Below are 18,730 nucleotides of genomic sequence, written 5' to 3'. Positions count from 1 at the left end.
AACGCCGTAGAAAACGGACTTTGAACACCAAACAAACCTTTTTGAACGACAATGCAGTAGAGCAGACTTTCAACAAGCTAATCAGCGTCTGAAACAGAAAACTCAAACCGTACAAGGAACCAAAGCACGATTTTCACAAATCCAGATAACTAGAAATTGAAATACGAAAACCTAGCCAAAAACACACGGACATTAGCCCTAAACTTTCTGCTTTGACTACATTTTTCCTCGTTGACAACTAACGCCGCGTTAAGGGGCAGCAACGCGCTACCACCAAACTTCAATTTACCACCGTAAACACCGATGCCAAGACTTGAGCCAAACTCGCCACGCGTTGACTGTCCCTCTTGAACGCCTTGTTAGCATTAAATTTTCGGATACTTATTGCAAACAAGCCTTACTAGAGTCACTTACCTCACTGTAGTACTCTACAACATTCAGGAAGTCGATAGCTTGCTCTTCTGTTTCAATGGAAGACCAACCTTCATCAAAAGCTTTTTTAAAGTCTTTACCTACGGAAGGAGACAACCAACCCTCATAACAAGCTTTCCTTTCACCTGCATATTTCGCCCAATCAAAAATAAAATTAGGTAAATCATGAGTTGGGAACTCTTTAGTAGAAGCAAAAGAATTGAACGAAGAGGATAGGAGTAAGAAGAATATGAACTTTTTCATTAGAGCACCTTGATTATTAAACAAACCTCATATTCTACCAGACCCTTAACAAAACATCGTACGAAAGATTTAAACATATTCATACAGAGACAATTACTATATTTCGCCTTAATGCTAACGCCGCGTTAAGGGGCAGCAACGCGATACCAACAAACTTCAATTTACCACCGTAAACACAATTACCAAGATTTGAGCCAAATTCGCCACGCGTTGACTGTCCCTCTTGAACGCCTTGTTATACAAACAGTTACAGCTTGTCAGATAGCTTTTTAAGGTGAGCTTTAGCCAATTCATTATTGTCACGGCTTAACCATTTTATACAGTCGAACAGCTCCCATATTAAACCTTTGTCGCCATTCGTATAAGCTGGAAAGTCCTCGTGCTTTGGAGCCGGCTCATCGGTTAGACGCGACACTACGATACCAGATTTATCGAATAGAACTTTAAACGGTTTAGATATATTGAAAGGCTCATTTACGTCTAAACAGTGAATCTCCGCGCTGGTCAAATCGTTGAAAATATACTTTTTAAAGAACGCATTTTCATTATGAAAACCTTCAAGGCAGTAGAAGATTTCTTTACTAGCTTCGAAATTGGAGAAGCACGAGTCCGCGATTTTGTGGAACCCATTTTGGGTAAAAATGAGAATGTCAGCATCAGATATTCGATCGCCTTTGCCAGCAGCAAGTGAACCCAACAGAACCGCTGCTAATACATTGTCCTCAGAGGAAAATGATATACAGGCGGACTTAACTAACTCATTTTGAAGTGGTAAATGTTCAATATTTAATTCTTCCTGACTCACAACTTTCTCCGTTTGTATAACGCCGCGTTAAGGGGCAGCAGCGCGCTACCGCAAAACTCCAATTTACCGCCGTAAACACTGATGCCAATATTTGAGCCAAAGTCGCCACGCGTTGACTGTCCCTCTTGAACGCTTTGTTATGCTCGTGCTCAAAGAAATTGAAGAACCAAACAAGTGATAAAAGCAGGTAAACCTGCAATGAAGAACACTAAACCCATTTGATAGTTCATTCGGTAGTGTTCTTGTTGCTCTTTATCAAAATCATGTCCTTCTACCATTTTGTACACTTTATCTGTACGAGGGTCATCAAGACGTGTTGTTTTGCTATGAACTCCACCTTCCCACATAAGCTTCGCCAAAAACCAAATGACGATAACTACAAAGAAAAGAAAATCGACGAGTTTTGTCGTAGCAAAGAAAGAAACAAATTGTGATAGGACTACTACGATCAACGCCGCAGTAAGGTTAATTAGAACTACTTTCTTCAGTAGATCGAGCAAAATTTCCTCCTAGAGCATAACGCCGCGTTAAGGGGCAGCAACGCGCTAACACCAAACTTTAATTTACCACCGTAAACACCAATGCCAAGATTTAAACCAAAGTCGCCAAGCGTTGACTGTCCCTCTTGAACGCTTTGTTAGTTTATATATTTAGTTCTTCTGGCCATAAAAAATAAGCACCAAAACGTTTGCTGTACTTAAATTCACCACCTTGGGCTTTACCTGCTTCTGTTAGCTTATGCTTACCATCTGACACTTCAAGGTACCCAGAATCCGCTAGCTTACTTAGTAAGTCGTTTGTTTTTAAGCCTAATTTTTTTGCCAACTTAGAGGATGTTAACTTTTCCTGATTCGTATCATTTGCACCAGTGCCTACGTTTAAATCAGAGGCCTCACCTTGCGATATTTTTTCCAAAGAAATACGAATTTCATCGCTAATCCTAATAATTCTTTGAGCTTCATCATACGCATCTTTGTAAAGTTCAGGATCATCAACACGTGAAAAGGTCACACTCATCTCATTGTTATTGATTTGACTAAATTCGTACAAATTCAAACTTGTGATTATGCAAGATTCTTCATTTAGGTAGCACTTTGCGTGCAAGTTTTTGCAGAAACTAGTTCGAATATAAGTGAGTTCCTTTAGCCAGTTAATTTCTTCTGGTTGTAGTTCACTTTTCCCATAGACGATTCTTACATCGATTTTTAACCTATTTTTGTCTTCTAATAACTCTTTTATACGATCATTTAGTTTTAAGAATGGGCTGATTAATACTAAACGCTCAGAAGCACTCTTTATAAGCTCCTCTAAGTAATAGTTTGTCGCACTTGTATTCAAAAACTTCGCCATTTAAAACTCCTTGTTATTGGCCACCGAAATATATAAAAACTAACGCCGCATTAAGGTGCGAACAACGCTAAACACCTAACCTTAACCATTGCACCTTAAACACTAAAGCCAAGTTTAAACTGAGATCGCCAAGCGTTGTGAGTCACTCTTAAATGCTTTGTTAGGCGCTTCACGCAAATAGTTTAAATTAGATTTAGAAAACCACCTTCTGGGAAAAAGAAATACACGTAACCCGCTGAATTTGATTAACCCCCAAATGCTAAAGCGGCTAAGCCTCTGAAACCCACTGCAACCAAAACATCAAAGAAATTGGCTTTTCAGCACATAAAAATGGGATTTGGAAAGACAACCTCTCAGAGCGACGTTTCAGCCGATAAACGCATTTCGAAGACAAATGAAATTGAAGCGATTTGAGCCCTAAAAACTAACAACAAACCGACCAGAAACCGAATGAGGCAGCCCGCGAAACTTGGCATGTTTTACCGGTTAAGTGATTCAAGAACTTGGGTAGATAAGGCCAAATTGCCGAAATACTGTAACAAATAGCTAAAGAGAAATTAGAGATTTGAACCAAGAATTTCTTACTGCGCCTAACGCCGCATTAAGGTGTGAGCAACGCTACCACGAAAACCTAACCATACCACCGTAAACACAAAACCAAACAATGGAATAAAAAATGCTAAGCGTTGGGAATCACTCTTAAATGCTTTGTTAGGGCTTCACTCACGTAACACAGTAAAACTATCGACTTTAATGAGTTTACCCTATTCCCGTAATCTGTTGACTCACCATGAATTACAGTATGTCTGTTTAATTTGTTAACTTCTGAACTCTCACGTTCTTTCATGTTGAATGCTATAGGTAAGCTCATCATAAATGGACTAAACAGTAACTTTTGGTAGTCGCATAGATCGGCTTCAATTATGTTTTTGCCAAACTGAGATAACTCGCTACCACGGGGGCGCATGAATAAATGCCCCTGAAACTCGCTTGAAACACAGATACCGTCTACTTGAGCAAATGCTGTAGGGACTGTTAATGAATAAAGTTTAGCTTTATGCCCTGCGAAAATATCTCTTATGACGGAACTCCGGTCTGGTTGTCCAGTAATTAGAGTCTGCTCCATGCTTTCGAGGTTTGATTCATAATAGTCACACAAAATGCTATCGACTTGCTCAGGATATTCTGAAATTTTCTTAAGCACTTGCTTTTGAATTCGTAGAGGCAAAGACAAACCTACAAACCAACCATTATTAGCTAACGCGATGATAGCCTCTTTAAGTTGATCTTGCTGATTCTCAATATCATTTAATAAATCACAAAGGCCCGGAGGAAACAGCTTATCTATCAGCTCAAGCTGCCGGCTTAAAGCAGGAGGAATTATGTTAATAACTGGATTAGTTACCTTTTCAATCCACTCTAGTTGCTTCCAAAAATGAGGTGGGAAGTTACCTAAATTGTCCATATTTACTCCTGAGCCCTAACGCCGCGTTAAGGGGTGAACAACGCCACCACCTTACCTAAACCATTGTGCCATAATCACAAAAGCTAAACTTTGAGCCAAAACTGCCAAGCGTTGAGAATCCCTCTTGAACGCTTTGTTATGTGCGTGCTAAACGGTAGCGCCTTACAGTGCCCTCGTTTTCACTTGTGTAGTTACCAAGATACTCACCGCCGCAGTTTTCGATAACCTTTTGGGATGCAGGATTGTCAATTGAACAAGTAACAATAACTGAGTCAGTGACAACATGGTCTCGCACCCAAGCGAGGAGAAATGAGGCTACACCTTTACCACGAGCTGGCGGTCTAGTTTCGTAGCCAACATGCCCAATGACATTTTCTACGTTGGCATTAGTACCTTTACGAATTCGAATAGCACCTAAGATTTCAGAGCCAGATACGCAATAATAAGTTGTGCTGGGTAAATAACCGTTTGGTAATTCAGAAGTTGCCTTAGAACGTTCAGCCAAACCTGATAAATAAGCTTCAGGATCTTGATCAACGCCGAAATACTTAAGGGATACCCGACTCCAAACATTCTTTCGCGTAACTCGCTAATATTGGAGCTAAATCTGGACTCGCTTCTACTACTTCCATGTCAATTTTCCTCAAAAGCACATAACGCCGCGTTAAGGGGCAGCAACGCACTGCCACTAAACTTCAATTTGCCGCCGTAAACACCTATTCCAAGATTTGAGCCAAACTCGCCACGCGTTGACTGTCCCTCTTGAACGCCTTGTTAGCTTATTTAATGCAAGCCATTGTATATCAAAAAACTGACCTACTACACTATGAAGTAGGAGCTTAAGACAGACAACTGAGCCGAATTTACAGGTTTGAGCTTTGAATTACCTTGAACTAAACCAAAACCGCCGAGCGTGGAGACTCACGGAACTTCACACACAAAAGCTGACATTTGAATTGCTTGATTTCACACGACGACTTTGTCACTTACACCTAGCGAGGCGATGCTTGAATTTGCACCGCCTTAATATCAAACCGATAACCGATATAGCTTAGATAGGAGCAAGACGAGTACTAGACAAAACATTGCCAGAGCACGATATTTCGGTTTAGTTCGGAGCTAGACACTTGCTATAAGATTCTGATTTTTAGAGAGTAAGCTAACGCCGCGTTAAGGGGCAGCAACGCGCTACCACCAAACTTCAATTTACCGCCGTAAACACAGATGCCAAGATTTAAACCAAACTCGCCACGCGTTGACTGTCCCTCTTGAACGCTTTGTTATGTTGCTGTTCTAAAGTACAATCGCCGGCCTTACAACATGAGCGACCAACGATGCTATTTAACAACGATATCGACGAAATGATTAGCTATTTAGAACGTTTCTGTAAAGAACCGCATATAAAAGCACTAGATAACGTTTCAGACGAGCAAATTAACTTACTTCTCGATTTTTTAACGCTCGCCCACAAATTAAAGTGTGATATCTACGCTACTAGCAACCTGAACAGTTCTCACTTTGTCGGGGTTGGTGTCTTCGCTTTAACCCAAGACAGAGCTCCCCAGGGCAACTTATTTCTTAAAGTTGAATTCGACCGTATTTACCTTTCATTTGAATTAGATAGCTGCAATGAAGAGAACCTTTTAACGCCCGTCCGAGTGATTGATGCACTCGTCTATCTCGCTGAAAAAGATGGCCACACTCTATTGCCTGAAAACTATAAGTAGTGGAAGCAACATAACGCCCTGTTAAGGTGTGAGCAACGCAATACCGAAGCCGCCGCATACCACCTTAAACACTAAAACCAACGCATAGTAAAAATGCCACGCGTTGCGAATCACTCTTAAACAGTTTGTTAGTCGCGAGGCACTGAGCGACAATTTTAAGCCGAACTAAACTTTACGAACAACTAACTTTATGTGCTTTGATGCACTTAAGTCAGGCGTAGTTTCACCGCGGCTACTCAATGCAACCACTTGGAACAACCAACGCCGTAGAAAACGGACTGACAACACCCAAAAGCGCTTTTGGAAGAACTAATCTGGCAGTGCGGACTTTCAACAAAGTCACTGAAACCACGTGGAACTTACAACACCAGAGAAAACGTCTTTTCAGCGAGTAGATCTGCTTTTGAGCCAGCAAGTTCACCGAGCAGAGTTGCAGCCAAAAACAAACTATCTATTGCCCTGCTCTGTCAGCACCAAAGAACAAAACAACCGCTAGGATAGTGACAAAACTTTGGACTTGAAACAGTTGAAACTGAGTTTTGAACATCGCCGACGCACCTGCGTATCAAACGATCATCAGCCAAATTTTAAGCTTAGAAACGTGATTTTGACTGCTAGCTTTTTCTGGCGACTAACGCCGCATTAAGGTGTGAGCAACGCTATCACGTAACTTAACCATACCACCGTAAACACAAAACCCAACGATGGAATGAAAAATGCCAAGCGTTGGGAATCACTCTTAAATGCTTTGTTAGCCCTATTTTGACGCCAAGAACGCAATACCAGCAGCTAAACAAGCAGCTACAGCCACATTTTTGACCGGGCTTTGCTCTGTCGGGGTGAGCATAGAGGCTAACGCAGCTGCACCTCCAGCTGCTTTTATCACAGTATTATCAGACGTGAGCAACGCACCTACGCCAATAGCAGAAATTAAGTATTTCTGAACTTGCGTACTCTCTTTTACTAGACCACATGCAGTTCGAACAAAATGCTCACAATTTTCAGAAAACAGGCTGTAAGGAATACCTAAGTATTTTCGTGCTGTTTGCACCGCTAAAGCTGGGTTTTCTGCCTTAATTGAGCTTTTCTGTATGGTTCTGTTATCAGCAAAAGCGTGCAAGTCTATCTCTTCGACGCGAAGATATTTTTTGGAATTATGGATAACAGTATTGTTGCCAACATAAATTCCGTAATGTTTAAAACCTGTATATTGGATTTTCAATACTTGTCCTAGCTCGTACATTTCTGATTCCTTTCATTCATGATTGTTTGTATGAATATGAGGACATATCACTAGATATTCAAGGTTAGATTTGACGCTTTAGGGCTAACGCCGCGTTAAAGGGTGAACAACGCCACCACCTAAACTAAAACATTGTGCCGTAAACACTAAAGCCAACTCAAACCAAAACCGCCAAGCGTTGTGAATCCCTCTTAAATGCTTTGTTAGCTGAATTGTGCCATGGCAAAGTTACGCAGCTTTTAGCCACTAACTGCAATGGATTGTTCCATAAAGCTGCACCCCAAAGCATACTTCACAAGTTCTGCCTATTAGTTTTCAACCAGAACATAATCAATTTTGTACTTTGGCCTAAAACGATCTAAAGGTATTAGAATCACCCCAAAATAGATCATTGATAGCACAATTTCAAAAACTGACGGAAAAAGCTCGACCAGAAACACCCTTGCAAAGGGGTATGAAATACTAGATAAAAAAATTGCCAAGTACCAGATAATAACCGACTTCTTGTTCAATAACGTTCTTGTGTGTATATAACTCGCACCGCAGTTTAAGCATTTGATATTAAAATGCTTTAGAAACCTACCTTCCTTGATGTGTGCATTACATTTCACGCAAATCATAATGCTCTATCCTCGTTTTCAGCTAACGCCGCGTTAAGGGGCAGCAACGCGCTACCGCCAAACTTCAATTTACCACCGTAAACACAAATACTAAGACTTACGCCAAACTCGCCACGCGTTGACTGTCCCTCTTGAACGCCTTGTTAGCTTAATTCATGCAAGCCATTGTATACCAAAAAACTGATCCTACTACGCCACGAAGTATGAACTTGAGACATACAACTGAGCCGAATTTGCAGGTTTGAACTTTGAATTAGCTTGAACTAAGCCAAAGCCGACGAGCGTGGAGACTCACGGAACTTCACACACAAAAGCTGACATTTGAATTGCTGTTTTCACGTACAAAACCTTGCACATGGCTCTAACCAAGGCGTGATTGAAATGAAGCACCAACTTTTTAAGCTTAGACACTAGAAGCCAAGAGCCAAGAGCCAAGAGCCAAGAGCCAAGAGCCAAGAGCCAAGAAAAGCTTGTTCATTGATATATCTAGAACAAGAGAATGTGTAGTCAAAGCACTAACTTTCGATGATGTTCCCAGCCTCACACTAGCTATAAGACCCTAATTTTACAGTTGTAAGCTAACGCCGCATTAAGGTGTGAGCGACGCTTGGCTATACTTGAGCGAAGCGAAACTGCCAAGCGTTGCGAATCACTCTTAAATGCTTTGTTATAACGCTACCCACCAATTGCCCATGAGTTTATTGAGTCTTGCACTGCTTTTCCTGCCCCATCTGCACTAGGGTAAATCGTAGCACCATTAATACCAGCTTTTAAGCATAGGCGGTACAAGTTCAGTGCCTCATCAACGGAAAGTGTTAGCTTTAATAGCGGTGAATTCGGTAATGTTGAAAATTCATATTCGAGACCCGTAATTTCAAATTCTTCGTTTCGATAACCGGAATGAGGGTGGACAGTAAATAAGCCGGATTGAGCTGACACATGATGAGAAGTACTACCTGGCACCTGAACAATATTTACGTTCTTGTATAAGTTAACTAACTCAGTGTTAAATACCCATATTGCAAGCTTAGTATTGGACTTCCAGTTTTTATAATTAGCCATAGCGCTAGAAACCGCAAAATATGCAGCCACATATGGCTGTTTAGTCCAATCCAGTAACCTTGTTGGAACACCATGGTGCTGCGCGAGAGCCATTAATTCAATGAGCTCTGGATTCGGCCATAACTCAGGTCTAATGTAGTATTTATCCTGAACTTGAGAGCTCAATGTCTCTTTACGGAACTTCATAGAGTCATTTGGGATACGAATACCAACATTATCACAGTAGCTTGCAAACTCTTCGAGTAAACGAACCTCTGTGAACACAAGCTCGTCTGCTTTTCTTGGCTGCCCCATAAACTCCAAAAGCGGGTTCGACTCTTTGTTTCTTAACAGCGATGGAATTAAGCTCCAAGCTGAATCAGCTTGACCACGATATATAATATTATAAGGTTCTTTGAAGAAAGACTTAGTTGGGCTCAAAGCGTCCCATAACTCGTTTGCTGTCTCGTAGTTAAGTTCTTCAAATGCTGGATATTTCATAATTCTTCCTGCGTTATAACGCCGCGTTAAGGGGCAGCAACGCGCTACCACCAAACTTCAATTTACCACCGTAAACACCGATGCCAAAACTTGAGCCAAACTCGCCACGCGTTGACTGTCCCTCTTGAACGCTTTGTTATGTTGCTGTTCTAAAGTACAATCGCCGGCCTTACAACACGAGCGACCAACGATGCTATTTAACAACGATATCGACGAAATGATTAGCTATTTAGAACGTTTCTGTAAAGAACCGCATATAAAAGCACTAGATAACGTTTCAGACGAGCAAGTTAACCTACTTCTCGATTTTTTAACGCTTGCCCACAAGTTAAAGTGCGATATCTACGCTACTAACAACCTGAACAGTTCTCACTTTATCGGGGTCGGCGTCTTCGCTTTAACCCAAGACAGAGCTCCTCAGGGCAACTTATTTCTTAAAGTTAAATTCGACCGTATTTACCTTTCATTTGAATTAGATAGCTGTAATGAAGAGAACCTTTTAACGCCAGTCCGAGTGATTGATGCACTCGTCTATCTAGCTGAAAAAGATGGTCACGCTCTATTACCTGAAAACTATAAGTAATGGAAGCGACATAACGCCGCATTAAGGGGCAGCAACGCGCCGCCACCAAACTTAAATTTACCACCGTAAACACAAATACCAAGATTTAGACCAAACTCGCCACGCGTTGACTGTCCCTCTTGAATGCTTTGTTATATGTACTTTACATCTCTGCATCATGGATTGGCTGACCTACAGCCAAAGTCAATTTAGAACATAAAACGGTAACCCAGCCTAACCAAAGTTGATTGCCAACATTGCCAGTTACAACAAGACCACTAGGCTCACTAGAAACAACAATATAGTTCTCGTCTCCGTATTGCCCATACCAGGCAGGATATTGGGAATCCGATAACCATCCATCCAATCCAGAATAAATTTCCATTATTCTCTCGGCATTCTGATGGATTAATTCGAAAGTAAGATTTAAAGTAATTGATTTTTCCATATTTCTACTCGGTATCAAATTCCCTGAGGTACATATAACGCCGCGTTAAGTAGTGAGCAACGCTACCACTGAACCTAACCTATTGTGCTATAAACACTTGAGCTGATTAAAACCAAAAATGCCGCGCGTTGCGAATCTGCCTTAAACGCTTTGTTAGGTACAATTTTTCAAGGTAAGTGATCAATAACTTGGTTTGTTTACCGTTACCTGCCACACTTAGCTCGCATTTTATATTAGGCAACCACTATGAAACTTTTAGTTCGCAATTTAGAGCGTACAACATCGGAACATGAAATTCGTGTTCTATTTTCCACTTTCGGCACCGTAACTGAGTGCAATCTCGTTTTAGACCAAGAAACTGGTCAATCAAAAGGCTTCGCGTTTGTTGAAATGCCTGACGAAAACGAAGCAAAAACAGCCATTGAAAAATTACACCTTTCAACGGTAGCTAAGAGCAAAATCAGAGTTAAATTAGCTCAAAACTAATAACAATAAGAGCCAGTAAGCCTTAGATATTGCTGGCTCGATTTCAAACTTTTCGCATTGTACCTAACGCCGCATTAAGGTGTGAGCAACGCTACCACGAAACCCGACCATACCACCGTAAACACTGAACTCAACGATGGAATGAAAAATGCCATGCGTTGGGAATCACTCTTAAATGCTTTGTTATAACGCTGATTCGCACAAACTAACACGAAAATTGTATGAATCTAATGACTTACTTGCGATAACTACTTTTCCATTCGGTAAATAAGCAACTCTTTCATTTTCACCAAGCTTACAGTAACTAAACTCCTCTGTTTCGAGGTGATATGCAAACCATTTAATCTTTTCATCAACAACATCCAAGTACCATGAAGTGTCTTTGTTGAACGCAATGCAAGTTGACAATAAGCATATACAAGCAACTATACGTCCAAAGAGCAAAACTGGAGACTTCCGCCCAAAATTTTTAAGAAAGCTCAGAGTTAAAAGTTTTTTAGGAGCAAAGTCATCTAATTGTGATACTGAACTAAACATTGCTATTGGCACTAGTGGTAATGCCAAAAATAACCCGATAATTGAGAGTGTGATTGGGATAAGCAGTACGGACGCAACGGTAATAGTATAAGCAAAAGGACTGCTAGGAACTTCGAGGATTGAATTTACATTTGTCGATGCTAGCCCTAAATTGAGTGCAGTGCCTGCAATAATGACTACACCCCAAAAGGCTTTTACAAAAAGCAATGAACTAGCCTGCTTAGCTATCCCATTGAGCCATATTATTGCTCCCGACAAAACAAAACCAAGGAAGACCCAATAGCTTGGAAATGGAGCAAAATAGTTAATCAATGGCATAGCTAAAAATGAAATGAAACCAATTAGATAAGCAGCTTCTTCGTTGGTAAGAGAAGAAACTTTCTCCTTATATGCCTTAACAATTTCCACTGTTTCTCCTTAAGCGTTATAACGCCGCGTTAAGGGGCAGCAACGCACTACCACCAAACTTCAATTTACCACCGTAAACCCAAATACCAAGACTTGAGCCAAACTCGCCACGCGTTGACTGTCCCTCTTGAACGCTTTGTTATGAGCGTGGTTTAATCATATGCACGAACTGCTTGTCTTGACATACTACTTGAAAACCAAACCTTGAATACAACTGACCTACCCGATTGCCTTGTAAATAACAAAGCTTGATAGGCAAGGACTTTTCATGCGCTAGTTCAACAACACCTTTTAAAATTTTGCTGCCTAAGCCTTTCCCTTGAAACTGCGGCAGTAAGAAAAAGCGTCCAAAATATAAGTAATCGGAATGTTCTTGAACCAAGTAACTACCGATAGATTCACCATTTATTTCAATAATTTTAGGCTTACCATCTTCCCACTCTTGTCGATGGATATCCCGTTGAACACATTCGTCCCAACCGAAAACCGCATTAATTGGCTCATACTCAGCTGCCTTCTTAAGCTCAAATAGGAATTCATAGTCATCTAATTCAGCTTGACGAGTTACAAACAAAATACTCTCCAGACTCTTTATCGTTGAAAGCTCATAACGCCGCGTTAAGGGGCAGCAGCGCGCTACCACCAAACTTCAATTTACCACCGTAAACACAAATGCCAAGATTTGAACCAAATTCGCCACGCGTTGACTGTCCCTCTTGAACGCCTTGTTAACTTATTACTTTCAATACTTTAGCCTGTTTACTAAGTGATTCTACAACTGAAAAGTGAAACTTTCCTTGGAACCACGCCGAACTTTGAACTGGCTTGAATTTGAACCATTAATGCCATCCTGAGAGTCTCACGGAAATTCACCCACCGATGCTTGGATTGGAATTGCTATTTTCGCCGTTCACCATTGCCAATAGCGCCAACTAAAAACCCAGAACCCAGAACCCAGAACCCAGAACCCAGAACCCAGAACCCAGAACCCAGAACCCAGAATAGCTTTGGCAATTTTTGAGACGTTCACAAGCGACTTAAACAAGTATGTTGAATAATCTAAAGACCAGATTTCAAGCTAACTTTAAGGCTTTGTTTTATATGCAGTAAGTTAACGCCCAATTAAGGTGTGAAGCACGCGACCACAACACTTAATTTAACCAGCGTAATCACTAAACTCAACCCAAACCAAAAATGCCAAGCGTGCTGAATCACTCTTAAATTGTTTGTTATGCCTATTGTTGATTGACGGACTCAGTTTTATTGTTATTAGCATCTTTTGATAACGCCTTGCTCAGTTCCACTACATTTTCCATAACTTTAGGATCAAAATCTGAAGTATTTCGTTTTGTAAATGCACTATCACTACTTATATTCCAGTGTTGGAAGGCTTCCTTTACCTGATCCCAGCTAGCATTCGCACCATATGCTTCTAAGTAAAACTTTCCAAAATTAATGGCATGTCGTCGCTCGGAATTTTTCAATGATTCATGCATGTATGAATTGCTAAAAACAAAAGCATATCGCGCCAATGCAATAAACATTGCGACTACAATAAGTCCTCTGAATGTAATATATAGGAAATATGTCCAACTAAAGCCTTGAATATTATGGAAGTTATCAGATCCATAAAATGTCGATGCAATCATAAACAACACACCGAGAACTATAGATACAGCTCCAATACAAGACCACATTTTTGCTAGCCAATGAAAGCTATTTTCTTTCGATTCAAGTCCTGTCAAGGCAGTGTTCACATAGTCTTGAGATTTACTTTCAATTTTCCTTCTACTTTCCTCTGTATATCTCTCTCTTTCTTGTGCCAACTCAACGTAAGCAGCTTCTAGCTGCTTTTCTTTTTCTGCAATCTCCCTCTGCTTCTGGTCCATGAATGCATTTAGGTCGGCTTTTTGCTCGTTTAACTGAGCCTCTACTTGCTGTCGCCTAGACATGAGCTCTTTCTCACGTTCTTCATAGAACTGCTCTCGCTCACGACTTTCCATCATGAGTTCTTTCTCATGTCTCATTTGCTCTGTCTTTAACCGGTTACGGTTAAGATTAAGTTCTTTCTCTTGCTCGTTTAGTAGTGCTTGTTGTTTAGCAATTTGTTGCTGTAACGAATGCTGTCTTTCGTTCAATTCCTCGTATGCTAAAGAGTACTCACGATTCTTACGTTTTTCTTCTTCTACATATTTGAGCATTTCTTCATTTGCCATACTTTTTCAATATCCTCATAGGCATAACGCCGCATTAAGGCGTGAACAACGCAATACACAACGGCTACCGCATTGCGCCTTAAACACAAAATTCTACGCAAACCAAAAATGCCACGCGTTGTGAATCGCGCTTAAATGCTTTGTTATACGCCCAACGCTGAAGCTACGATTTTAAGCCAAGCTCCACTTTGTAAGCACGAATTTTTATGTGTATTGATGCACTTTTGTGAGACTAAGACATTCAGCGATTTTTGATTGAAGCGCACTTGAAACACACAACACCAAAGAAAACAGAACTTCAGCAAGCACGTAAGCTTTTGGGCAGATTACTTGATAGGGCTGAGTTTCAACAAACACTATCGCGTCGAATTTGAGCGAGAAGGCTTCGGGGACATTACCTGATGATTTAACGAAAACACAAGGAAATACAAAGTGATGAACCACAAGAAAAGGGGACTTTGGCACAAGGAATAATCAGCAAAAACTCACTCTGCGTATAACGCCGCATTAAGGTGTGAGCAACGCTACCACTAAACCTAAACCATTGCACCGTAAACACAAAACCTAACCTTGAACTGAAAATGCCAAGCGTTGGGAATCACTCTTAAATGCTTTGTTAGGCAAATTTGTCTAATTTAGCGCCAATACGAGCAAGCCTTTGTGCAATAGTACTACTTTCCTGCGAATAGTGAGCCTCTCTGTGGCAGTTAGGACAAAGAGCAACACAGTTTTTCACAACATCTTTTCCGCCCTCAGATAGAGGCTTTACATGGTGAACCTCTAGGTATGGGAAACCATCTTTGTTGAGAAAAGGCGCATTTTTCATACACAACTCACAACTACCTTTAGCTCGATTTTTAACCCATGCTACAACCTGAGGATCTCGTAAATAAGCAGTAATTGTAGAGTTTGATTCTTGAGGCTTATCGTTTCCCTTCGGCTTAGATTGAAGCCCAGTTTTCAGCAGCTGATTGACTTTTAAATCTAAATCTTTCTTATCTTGTACTGGTATAAATCGATTTACATGGCATGTCGTGCAGCCCATGCGCACACCCTTAAGATCTATACCTAACGTTTGGAGTTCAAGGTATAGAATATGGGCATTTTCAAAACAGTACTTAGAGTAAGTAATTTGTGAGCGACCTGTTTTTGAAAAAGACTCACAGCTAGAGCGATGCAAGACAATATATTTAGAGCTAAACCCACTTGGGTTTGAGTTCACAATTAACCCTTCAGGGTTATTGGTTACCCACTCTTCTAAGTCGGACTCATCAAATATTCGAAAATTTTCCATTGTACTCTCATTTGCCTAACGCCCAATTAAGGTGTGAGGCACGCAATACGACGCTCCCGCATACCACCTTAATCACTTAAACCAACGCATAGTAAAAATGCCACGCGTGCCGAATCACTCTTAAATTGTTTGTTAGTTGCCCATCTCAAAGCCTAGTGCTAACATTTGTACACACACCAACAAAGGAATAAATCATGGACACTAGAATTCAATTTCGTGTTGATGAAGAAACAAAACGCCTAGCTCAACAAATGGCTGAAAGCCAAGGTCGAACTCTAAGTGATGCTTGCCGTGAACTTACTGAGCAACTCGCTGAGCAACAAAGAAAAACATTATCTCACGATGCATGGCTAACTGAACAAGTAAACCTAGCATTTGAGAAGTTTGACTCAGGAAAATCCGTTTTCCTTGAGCACCAAACTGCTAAGTCTCGAATGGAAGAGCGCAAAGCAAGAATCCGTAATCGAGGTAAGCAATGATTTTATGGGAAGAAGAGTCACTTAATGATCGTGAAAAGATCTTCGAGTTTCTCTATGACTTTAACCCTGATGCGGCAGAAAAAACTGACAACCTCATTGAAGAAAAAGTAGAAAACTTGCTTGAACAACCTTTAATGGGTGTACAACGAGATGGCATCCGCGGACGATTGCTCATTATTCCTGATATTTCGATGATTGTGTCTTACTGGGTCGAGGGCGATATCATCCGAGTTATGCGTGTGCTCCACCAGAAACAAAAATTCCCTACAGATTGATTACTCGCTCTGGGGAACTAACGCCGCATTAAGGTGTGAGCAACGCAACCACAAAACTAAACCACTGCGCCTTAAACACGAAACCCAACGATGGAATGAAAAATGCCAAGCGTTGAGAATCACTCTTAAATGCTTTGTTATATTTTTTTGCTTGCTAATAATAGACAGTAGTTCTTCACCTTATTTACTTTATCACCAACCAAGTAAACAAGGGATTTTGAGTTTGCCCAATCTATGTTTCTTTTTTGTAGTTCCTTTTGGAGCGTACTTTTAGACGTAGCTAGCTTTCTTTTATGCTTATGCTCCCAAGACTGGAACTGAACAGGTAGATCTTCACTCCCTAACCACCAATGGGGAATTGCCGTTTTCCATTTATCTTCAAGCCAGACATCAGACAAAGCAATTATGTATTCGTTCTCAGCGTAAAGCTCATTGCTATTGATAAAAGACCGATCATTACTAATAACCCTTTCAATATCATCCACCACTAGTGACTTTTGAATCGATTTAGAAAGGCGCTTTGCTTCAATGTAAAATATTGACTTGTACTTCGGAGAAAATACCATCCCATCAATATGCTCACTCTTAGAAACCCACGGAAACTCTAACCAATGTACTGAATCTTCATCATCTAATGCAGTTTTTAACGCGTTCACAAAATTGTGAACCTGATTTTGCTCTGTAAATCCTGTGGAATCTCTCGCTGGATAAAATGAGCATAGCATCCGCTCATAAGTACCGCACATCTCTTCAAAAGCAGTTGATATTATTTTGTCCATAACTCACCTAAAAAATATAACGCCGCGTTAAGGGGTGAACAACGCAGACCACCCAACCTAAACCATTGTGCCGTAATCACTAAAGCTGAATCAAACCCAAAATGCCGAGCGTTGGGAATCCCTCTTGAACGCTTTGTTATGTGAATTTTTCACACTCCCAAAAGAGGTAAATGTTTACGCTGCTGATAGGTTAAAGCTAACTCTAAACAGGACTTGATTGCTGTTTCTGGCAACACTTGCGATATGGACAGAACGATTGCTCTGTTTCCCTGAAACACCAGTTCTTCACCATACAATTCTCGAAATGTATCGACTAACTTAGTTTGGCAATTAAAGAACAGGTAATAATTATTAGGAGATTTTAGCTTCCAGTCCATTCTTAGCGGGCTGCCTGTTTTTACACTATAGCTAGGTTCACCCCACTTTAGAGTTTCATCGACTTCACCCAGCTCCAAATCAGATGCGATTTGAAAGACTAGATTTCGTAGCTCCTCTAGCCTAATACGAGCATTTTCCGGGTATTCATCGAAGCGTTCTTTGACTACCTTGTTCACTGGAACCTCCTATTCACATAACGCCGCGTTAAGGGGCGATAACGCGATACCACCTAAACTTAAATATTGTGCCATAAACACTTAAGCTGAACTTTGAGCTAAAGCCGCCAAGCGTTAGGAGTCCCTCTTAAACGCTTTGTTATATGCCTGAACTCAAACCTAAAAGTAACTTGGTATCGAACCGTCAAAACTAAAAGAGTCACTTGGGGCATACATGCAATTGGCCCCCTCAATAGTGATGAAACCAAGCCTGCTATAAAACTGGTGCCCAATATCACTATGTAAAAAAATGGCTGTACAGTTCTGATTTGCAAACAAGTCTGCTTTCACAAGGTTAATCAAATCGGAAGCATAACCTTTGCCACGAAAGCTTTCAGGTGTAGCAAGAGAACCTATACCAAAGCAACCATCTTTAAGGCCAAATAAATCCTGATAGACAATGAGAGACGATAGAATTTGCTCATTTTCTATTAGCACATACCAAGTTCCAGCTTGATACTTTTTACTGCTACGACAAGCAGATAAATATTTTTCATAGGCAAGCCCGTCGCTCCACGCATCAAAGCCGATAGTGTAAATTGCGTCAAGCTCATGAACTTTTGCTTCTCTCAAATGCATCCTTGCGATTTCCTAAATTGACTAAGGCATATAACGCCCTGTTAAGGGGTGAGCAACGCTAGCCACCCAACCTAAAATTTACACCGTAAACACTTTTACCAAATTTAGCATTAAACCGCCAAGCGTTGGGAATCCCTCTTGAACAGTTTGTTAGTTGCCAGCTTCAAGGCTTTAATTTGAAGTTTATGAGCACTTTGCCAACACGACCTTTACGTATTTTGTAAAACTCAAATCAGGCGCAGTTTCAAAGCGCCTGTCACTGAAACCACTTGGAACAAACAGCGCCGTAGAAAACGGACTTTGAACACCAAACAAACCTTTTGGAACGACAATGCAGCAGAGCAGACTTTCAACAAGCTAATCAGCGTCTGAAACAGAAAAGTTAACAGCCAAAGAAACCAAAGCGCGATTTTTACAAACCCAAATGACTCAAAACCGAATTGCTAAACCTAGCCAAAAAAAATGGACATTAGCCCTAAACATTCTGCTGTGGGTACATTTTTCCTCGTTGGCAACTAACGCCGCGTTAAGTGGTGAACAACGCTACCACCCAACCTAAACCATTGTACCTTAAACACTTAAGTTAAATTGAACTGAAATCGCCAAGCGTTGTGAATCCACCTTAAACGCTTTGTTAGGCGAAGTTT

Annotated in this window: 20 protein-coding genes and 1 pseudogene; 5 read left to right on the top strand and 16 right to left on the bottom strand. The window is 40.8% G+C overall.

Annotation, left to right across the window (positions count from 1 at the left end):
• Positions 1-381: 381 nt before the first annotated feature.
• From NP165_RS18150 to NP165_RS18125, 6 genes and pseudogenes are all read right to left on the bottom strand, one after another.
• Entirely contained in the window at positions 382-675 is a 294-nt protein-coding gene (locus NP165_RS18150) for a hypothetical protein (protein WP_257085892.1), read from the bottom strand.
• A gap of 247 nt (positions 676-922) precedes the next feature.
• A complete protein-coding gene (locus NP165_RS18145) occupies positions 923-1,480 on the bottom strand; it encodes a hypothetical protein (RefSeq protein ID WP_257085891.1) in 558 nt (185 codons plus the stop codon).
• Between the two features lie 149 nt (positions 1,481-1,629).
• On the bottom strand, positions 1,630-1,980 hold the full coding sequence (locus NP165_RS18140; protein ID WP_257085890.1) for a hypothetical protein: 351 nt from the start codon (positions 1,978-1,980) through the stop codon (positions 1,630-1,632).
• Between the two features lie 142 nt (positions 1,981-2,122).
• Complete coding sequence (locus NP165_RS18135; protein WP_140309016.1) at positions 2,123-2,830, bottom strand: phospholipase D family protein; 708 nt, start codon at positions 2,828-2,830, stop codon at positions 2,123-2,125.
• Positions 2,831-3,509: 679 nt separating this feature from the next.
• Positions 3,510-4,295 (bottom strand): hypothetical protein, encoded by a 786-nt coding sequence (locus tag NP165_RS18130; protein ID WP_257085889.1) that lies wholly within the window; start codon positions 4,293-4,295, stop codon positions 3,510-3,512.
• Between the two features lie 136 nt (positions 4,296-4,431).
• A pseudogene (locus NP165_RS18125) lies at positions 4,432-4,927 on the bottom strand (GNAT family N-acetyltransferase).
• A gap of 702 nt (positions 4,928-5,629) precedes the next feature.
• Between NP165_RS18125 and NP165_RS18120 the strand changes: the two are divergent.
• On the top strand, positions 5,630-6,022 hold the full coding sequence (locus NP165_RS18120; RefSeq protein WP_140278164.1) for a hypothetical protein: 393 nt from the start codon (positions 5,630-5,632) through the stop codon (positions 6,020-6,022).
• A gap of 757 nt (positions 6,023-6,779) precedes the next feature.
• Here NP165_RS18120 and NP165_RS18110 read toward each other — a convergent pair.
• Entirely contained in the window at positions 6,780-7,265 is a 486-nt protein-coding gene (locus NP165_RS18110) for a lecithin retinol acyltransferase family protein (RefSeq protein WP_257085888.1), read from the bottom strand.
• 1,295 nt (positions 7,266-8,560) lie between these two features.
• Positions 8,561-9,427, bottom strand: coding sequence for an FRG domain-containing protein (locus NP165_RS18105; protein ID WP_257085887.1), 867 nt, complete (start codon positions 9,425-9,427; stop codon positions 8,561-8,563).
• A 190-nt stretch (positions 9,428-9,617) separates the two neighbouring features.
• Between NP165_RS18105 and NP165_RS18100 the strand changes: the two genes are divergently transcribed.
• Positions 9,618-10,010, top strand: coding sequence for a hypothetical protein (locus NP165_RS18100; protein ID WP_257085886.1), 393 nt, complete (start codon positions 9,618-9,620; stop codon positions 10,008-10,010).
• A gap of 142 nt (positions 10,011-10,152) precedes the next feature.
• Here the strand turns inward: NP165_RS18100 and NP165_RS18095 are convergent, their stop codons facing one another.
• Positions 10,153-10,437 carry a hypothetical protein gene (locus NP165_RS18095; protein ID WP_257085885.1) on the bottom strand — a complete coding sequence of 95 codons (285 nt, stop codon included), beginning with the start codon at positions 10,435-10,437 and terminating at the stop codon, positions 10,153-10,155.
• 246 nt (positions 10,438-10,683) lie between these two features.
• Here NP165_RS18095 and NP165_RS18090 point away from each other — a divergent pair, with 246 nt between their 5' ends.
• Positions 10,684-10,923: an RNA recognition motif domain-containing protein gene (locus NP165_RS18090; protein ID WP_031778212.1), complete on the top strand. Its 240-nt coding sequence runs from the start codon at positions 10,684-10,686 to the stop codon at positions 10,921-10,923.
• Positions 10,924-11,106: 183 nt separating this feature from the next.
• Here NP165_RS18090 and NP165_RS18085 read toward each other — a convergent pair whose 3' ends face one another.
• The 4 genes from NP165_RS18085 to NP165_RS18065 all read right to left on the bottom strand — a co-directional run bounded on the left by NP165_RS18085 (position 11,107) and on the right by NP165_RS18065 (position 15,378).
• The gene (locus NP165_RS18085) at positions 11,107-11,868 is read right to left on the bottom strand and encodes a hypothetical protein (protein ID WP_050907847.1); all 762 of its coding nucleotides are present in this window, start codon (positions 11,866-11,868) and stop codon (positions 11,107-11,109) included.
• Positions 11,869-12,007: 139 nt separating this feature from the next.
• Complete coding sequence (locus NP165_RS18080) at positions 12,008-12,442, bottom strand: GNAT family N-acetyltransferase (RefSeq protein ID WP_257085884.1); 435 nt, start codon at positions 12,440-12,442, stop codon at positions 12,008-12,010.
• A 661-nt stretch (positions 12,443-13,103) separates the two neighbouring features.
• Positions 13,104-14,084 (bottom strand): hypothetical protein, encoded by a 981-nt coding sequence (locus NP165_RS18070; protein ID WP_069540583.1) that lies wholly within the window; start codon positions 14,082-14,084, stop codon positions 13,104-13,106.
• A 616-nt stretch (positions 14,085-14,700) separates the two neighbouring features.
• Positions 14,701-15,378: an HNH endonuclease gene (locus tag NP165_RS18065; RefSeq protein ID WP_257085883.1), complete on the bottom strand. Its 678-nt coding sequence runs from the start codon at positions 15,376-15,378 to the stop codon at positions 14,701-14,703.
• A gap of 194 nt (positions 15,379-15,572) precedes the next feature.
• Here NP165_RS18065 and NP165_RS18060 point away from each other — a divergent pair, with 194 nt between their 5' ends.
• Both NP165_RS18060 and NP165_RS18055 read left to right on the top strand, forming a co-directional pair.
• A complete protein-coding gene (locus NP165_RS18060) occupies positions 15,573-15,857 on the top strand; it encodes a type II toxin-antitoxin system TacA family antitoxin (RefSeq protein ID WP_005483196.1) in 285 nt (94 codons plus the stop codon).
• Positions 15,854-16,132, top strand: a complete 279-nt coding sequence (locus NP165_RS18055; protein ID WP_257085882.1) for a type II toxin-antitoxin system RelE/ParE family toxin — start codon at positions 15,854-15,856, stop codon at positions 16,130-16,132. Before NP165_RS18060 ends, NP165_RS18055 begins: the two co-directional genes overlap by 4 nt.
• A gap of 137 nt (positions 16,133-16,269) precedes the next feature.
• Here the strand turns inward: NP165_RS18055 and NP165_RS18050 are convergent, their stop codons facing one another.
• The 3 genes from NP165_RS18050 to NP165_RS18040 form a co-directional block, all read right to left on the bottom strand.
• Entirely contained in the window at positions 16,270-16,911 is a 642-nt protein-coding gene (locus NP165_RS18050; RefSeq protein WP_257085881.1) for a hypothetical protein, read from the bottom strand.
• Between the two features lie 149 nt (positions 16,912-17,060).
• Positions 17,061-17,465 (bottom strand): DUF1801 domain-containing protein, encoded by a 405-nt coding sequence (locus NP165_RS18045; protein ID WP_257085873.1) that lies wholly within the window; start codon positions 17,463-17,465, stop codon positions 17,061-17,063.
• 159 nt (positions 17,466-17,624) lie between these two features.
• Positions 17,625-18,083 (bottom strand): GNAT family N-acetyltransferase, encoded by a 459-nt coding sequence (locus NP165_RS18040; protein ID WP_257085880.1) that lies wholly within the window; start codon positions 18,081-18,083, stop codon positions 17,625-17,627.
• Between the last annotated feature and the right edge of the window lie 647 nt (positions 18,084-18,730).

The sequence above is a fragment of the Vibrio japonicus genome (assembly GCF_024582835.1).
In the GTDB taxonomy this organism is placed as follows: domain Bacteria; phylum Pseudomonadota; class Gammaproteobacteria; order Enterobacterales; family Vibrionaceae; genus Vibrio; species Vibrio japonicus.
The sequence above is the reverse complement of the archived record's forward strand: the minus strand, read 5'-3'. Positions and strand labels throughout refer to the sequence as shown.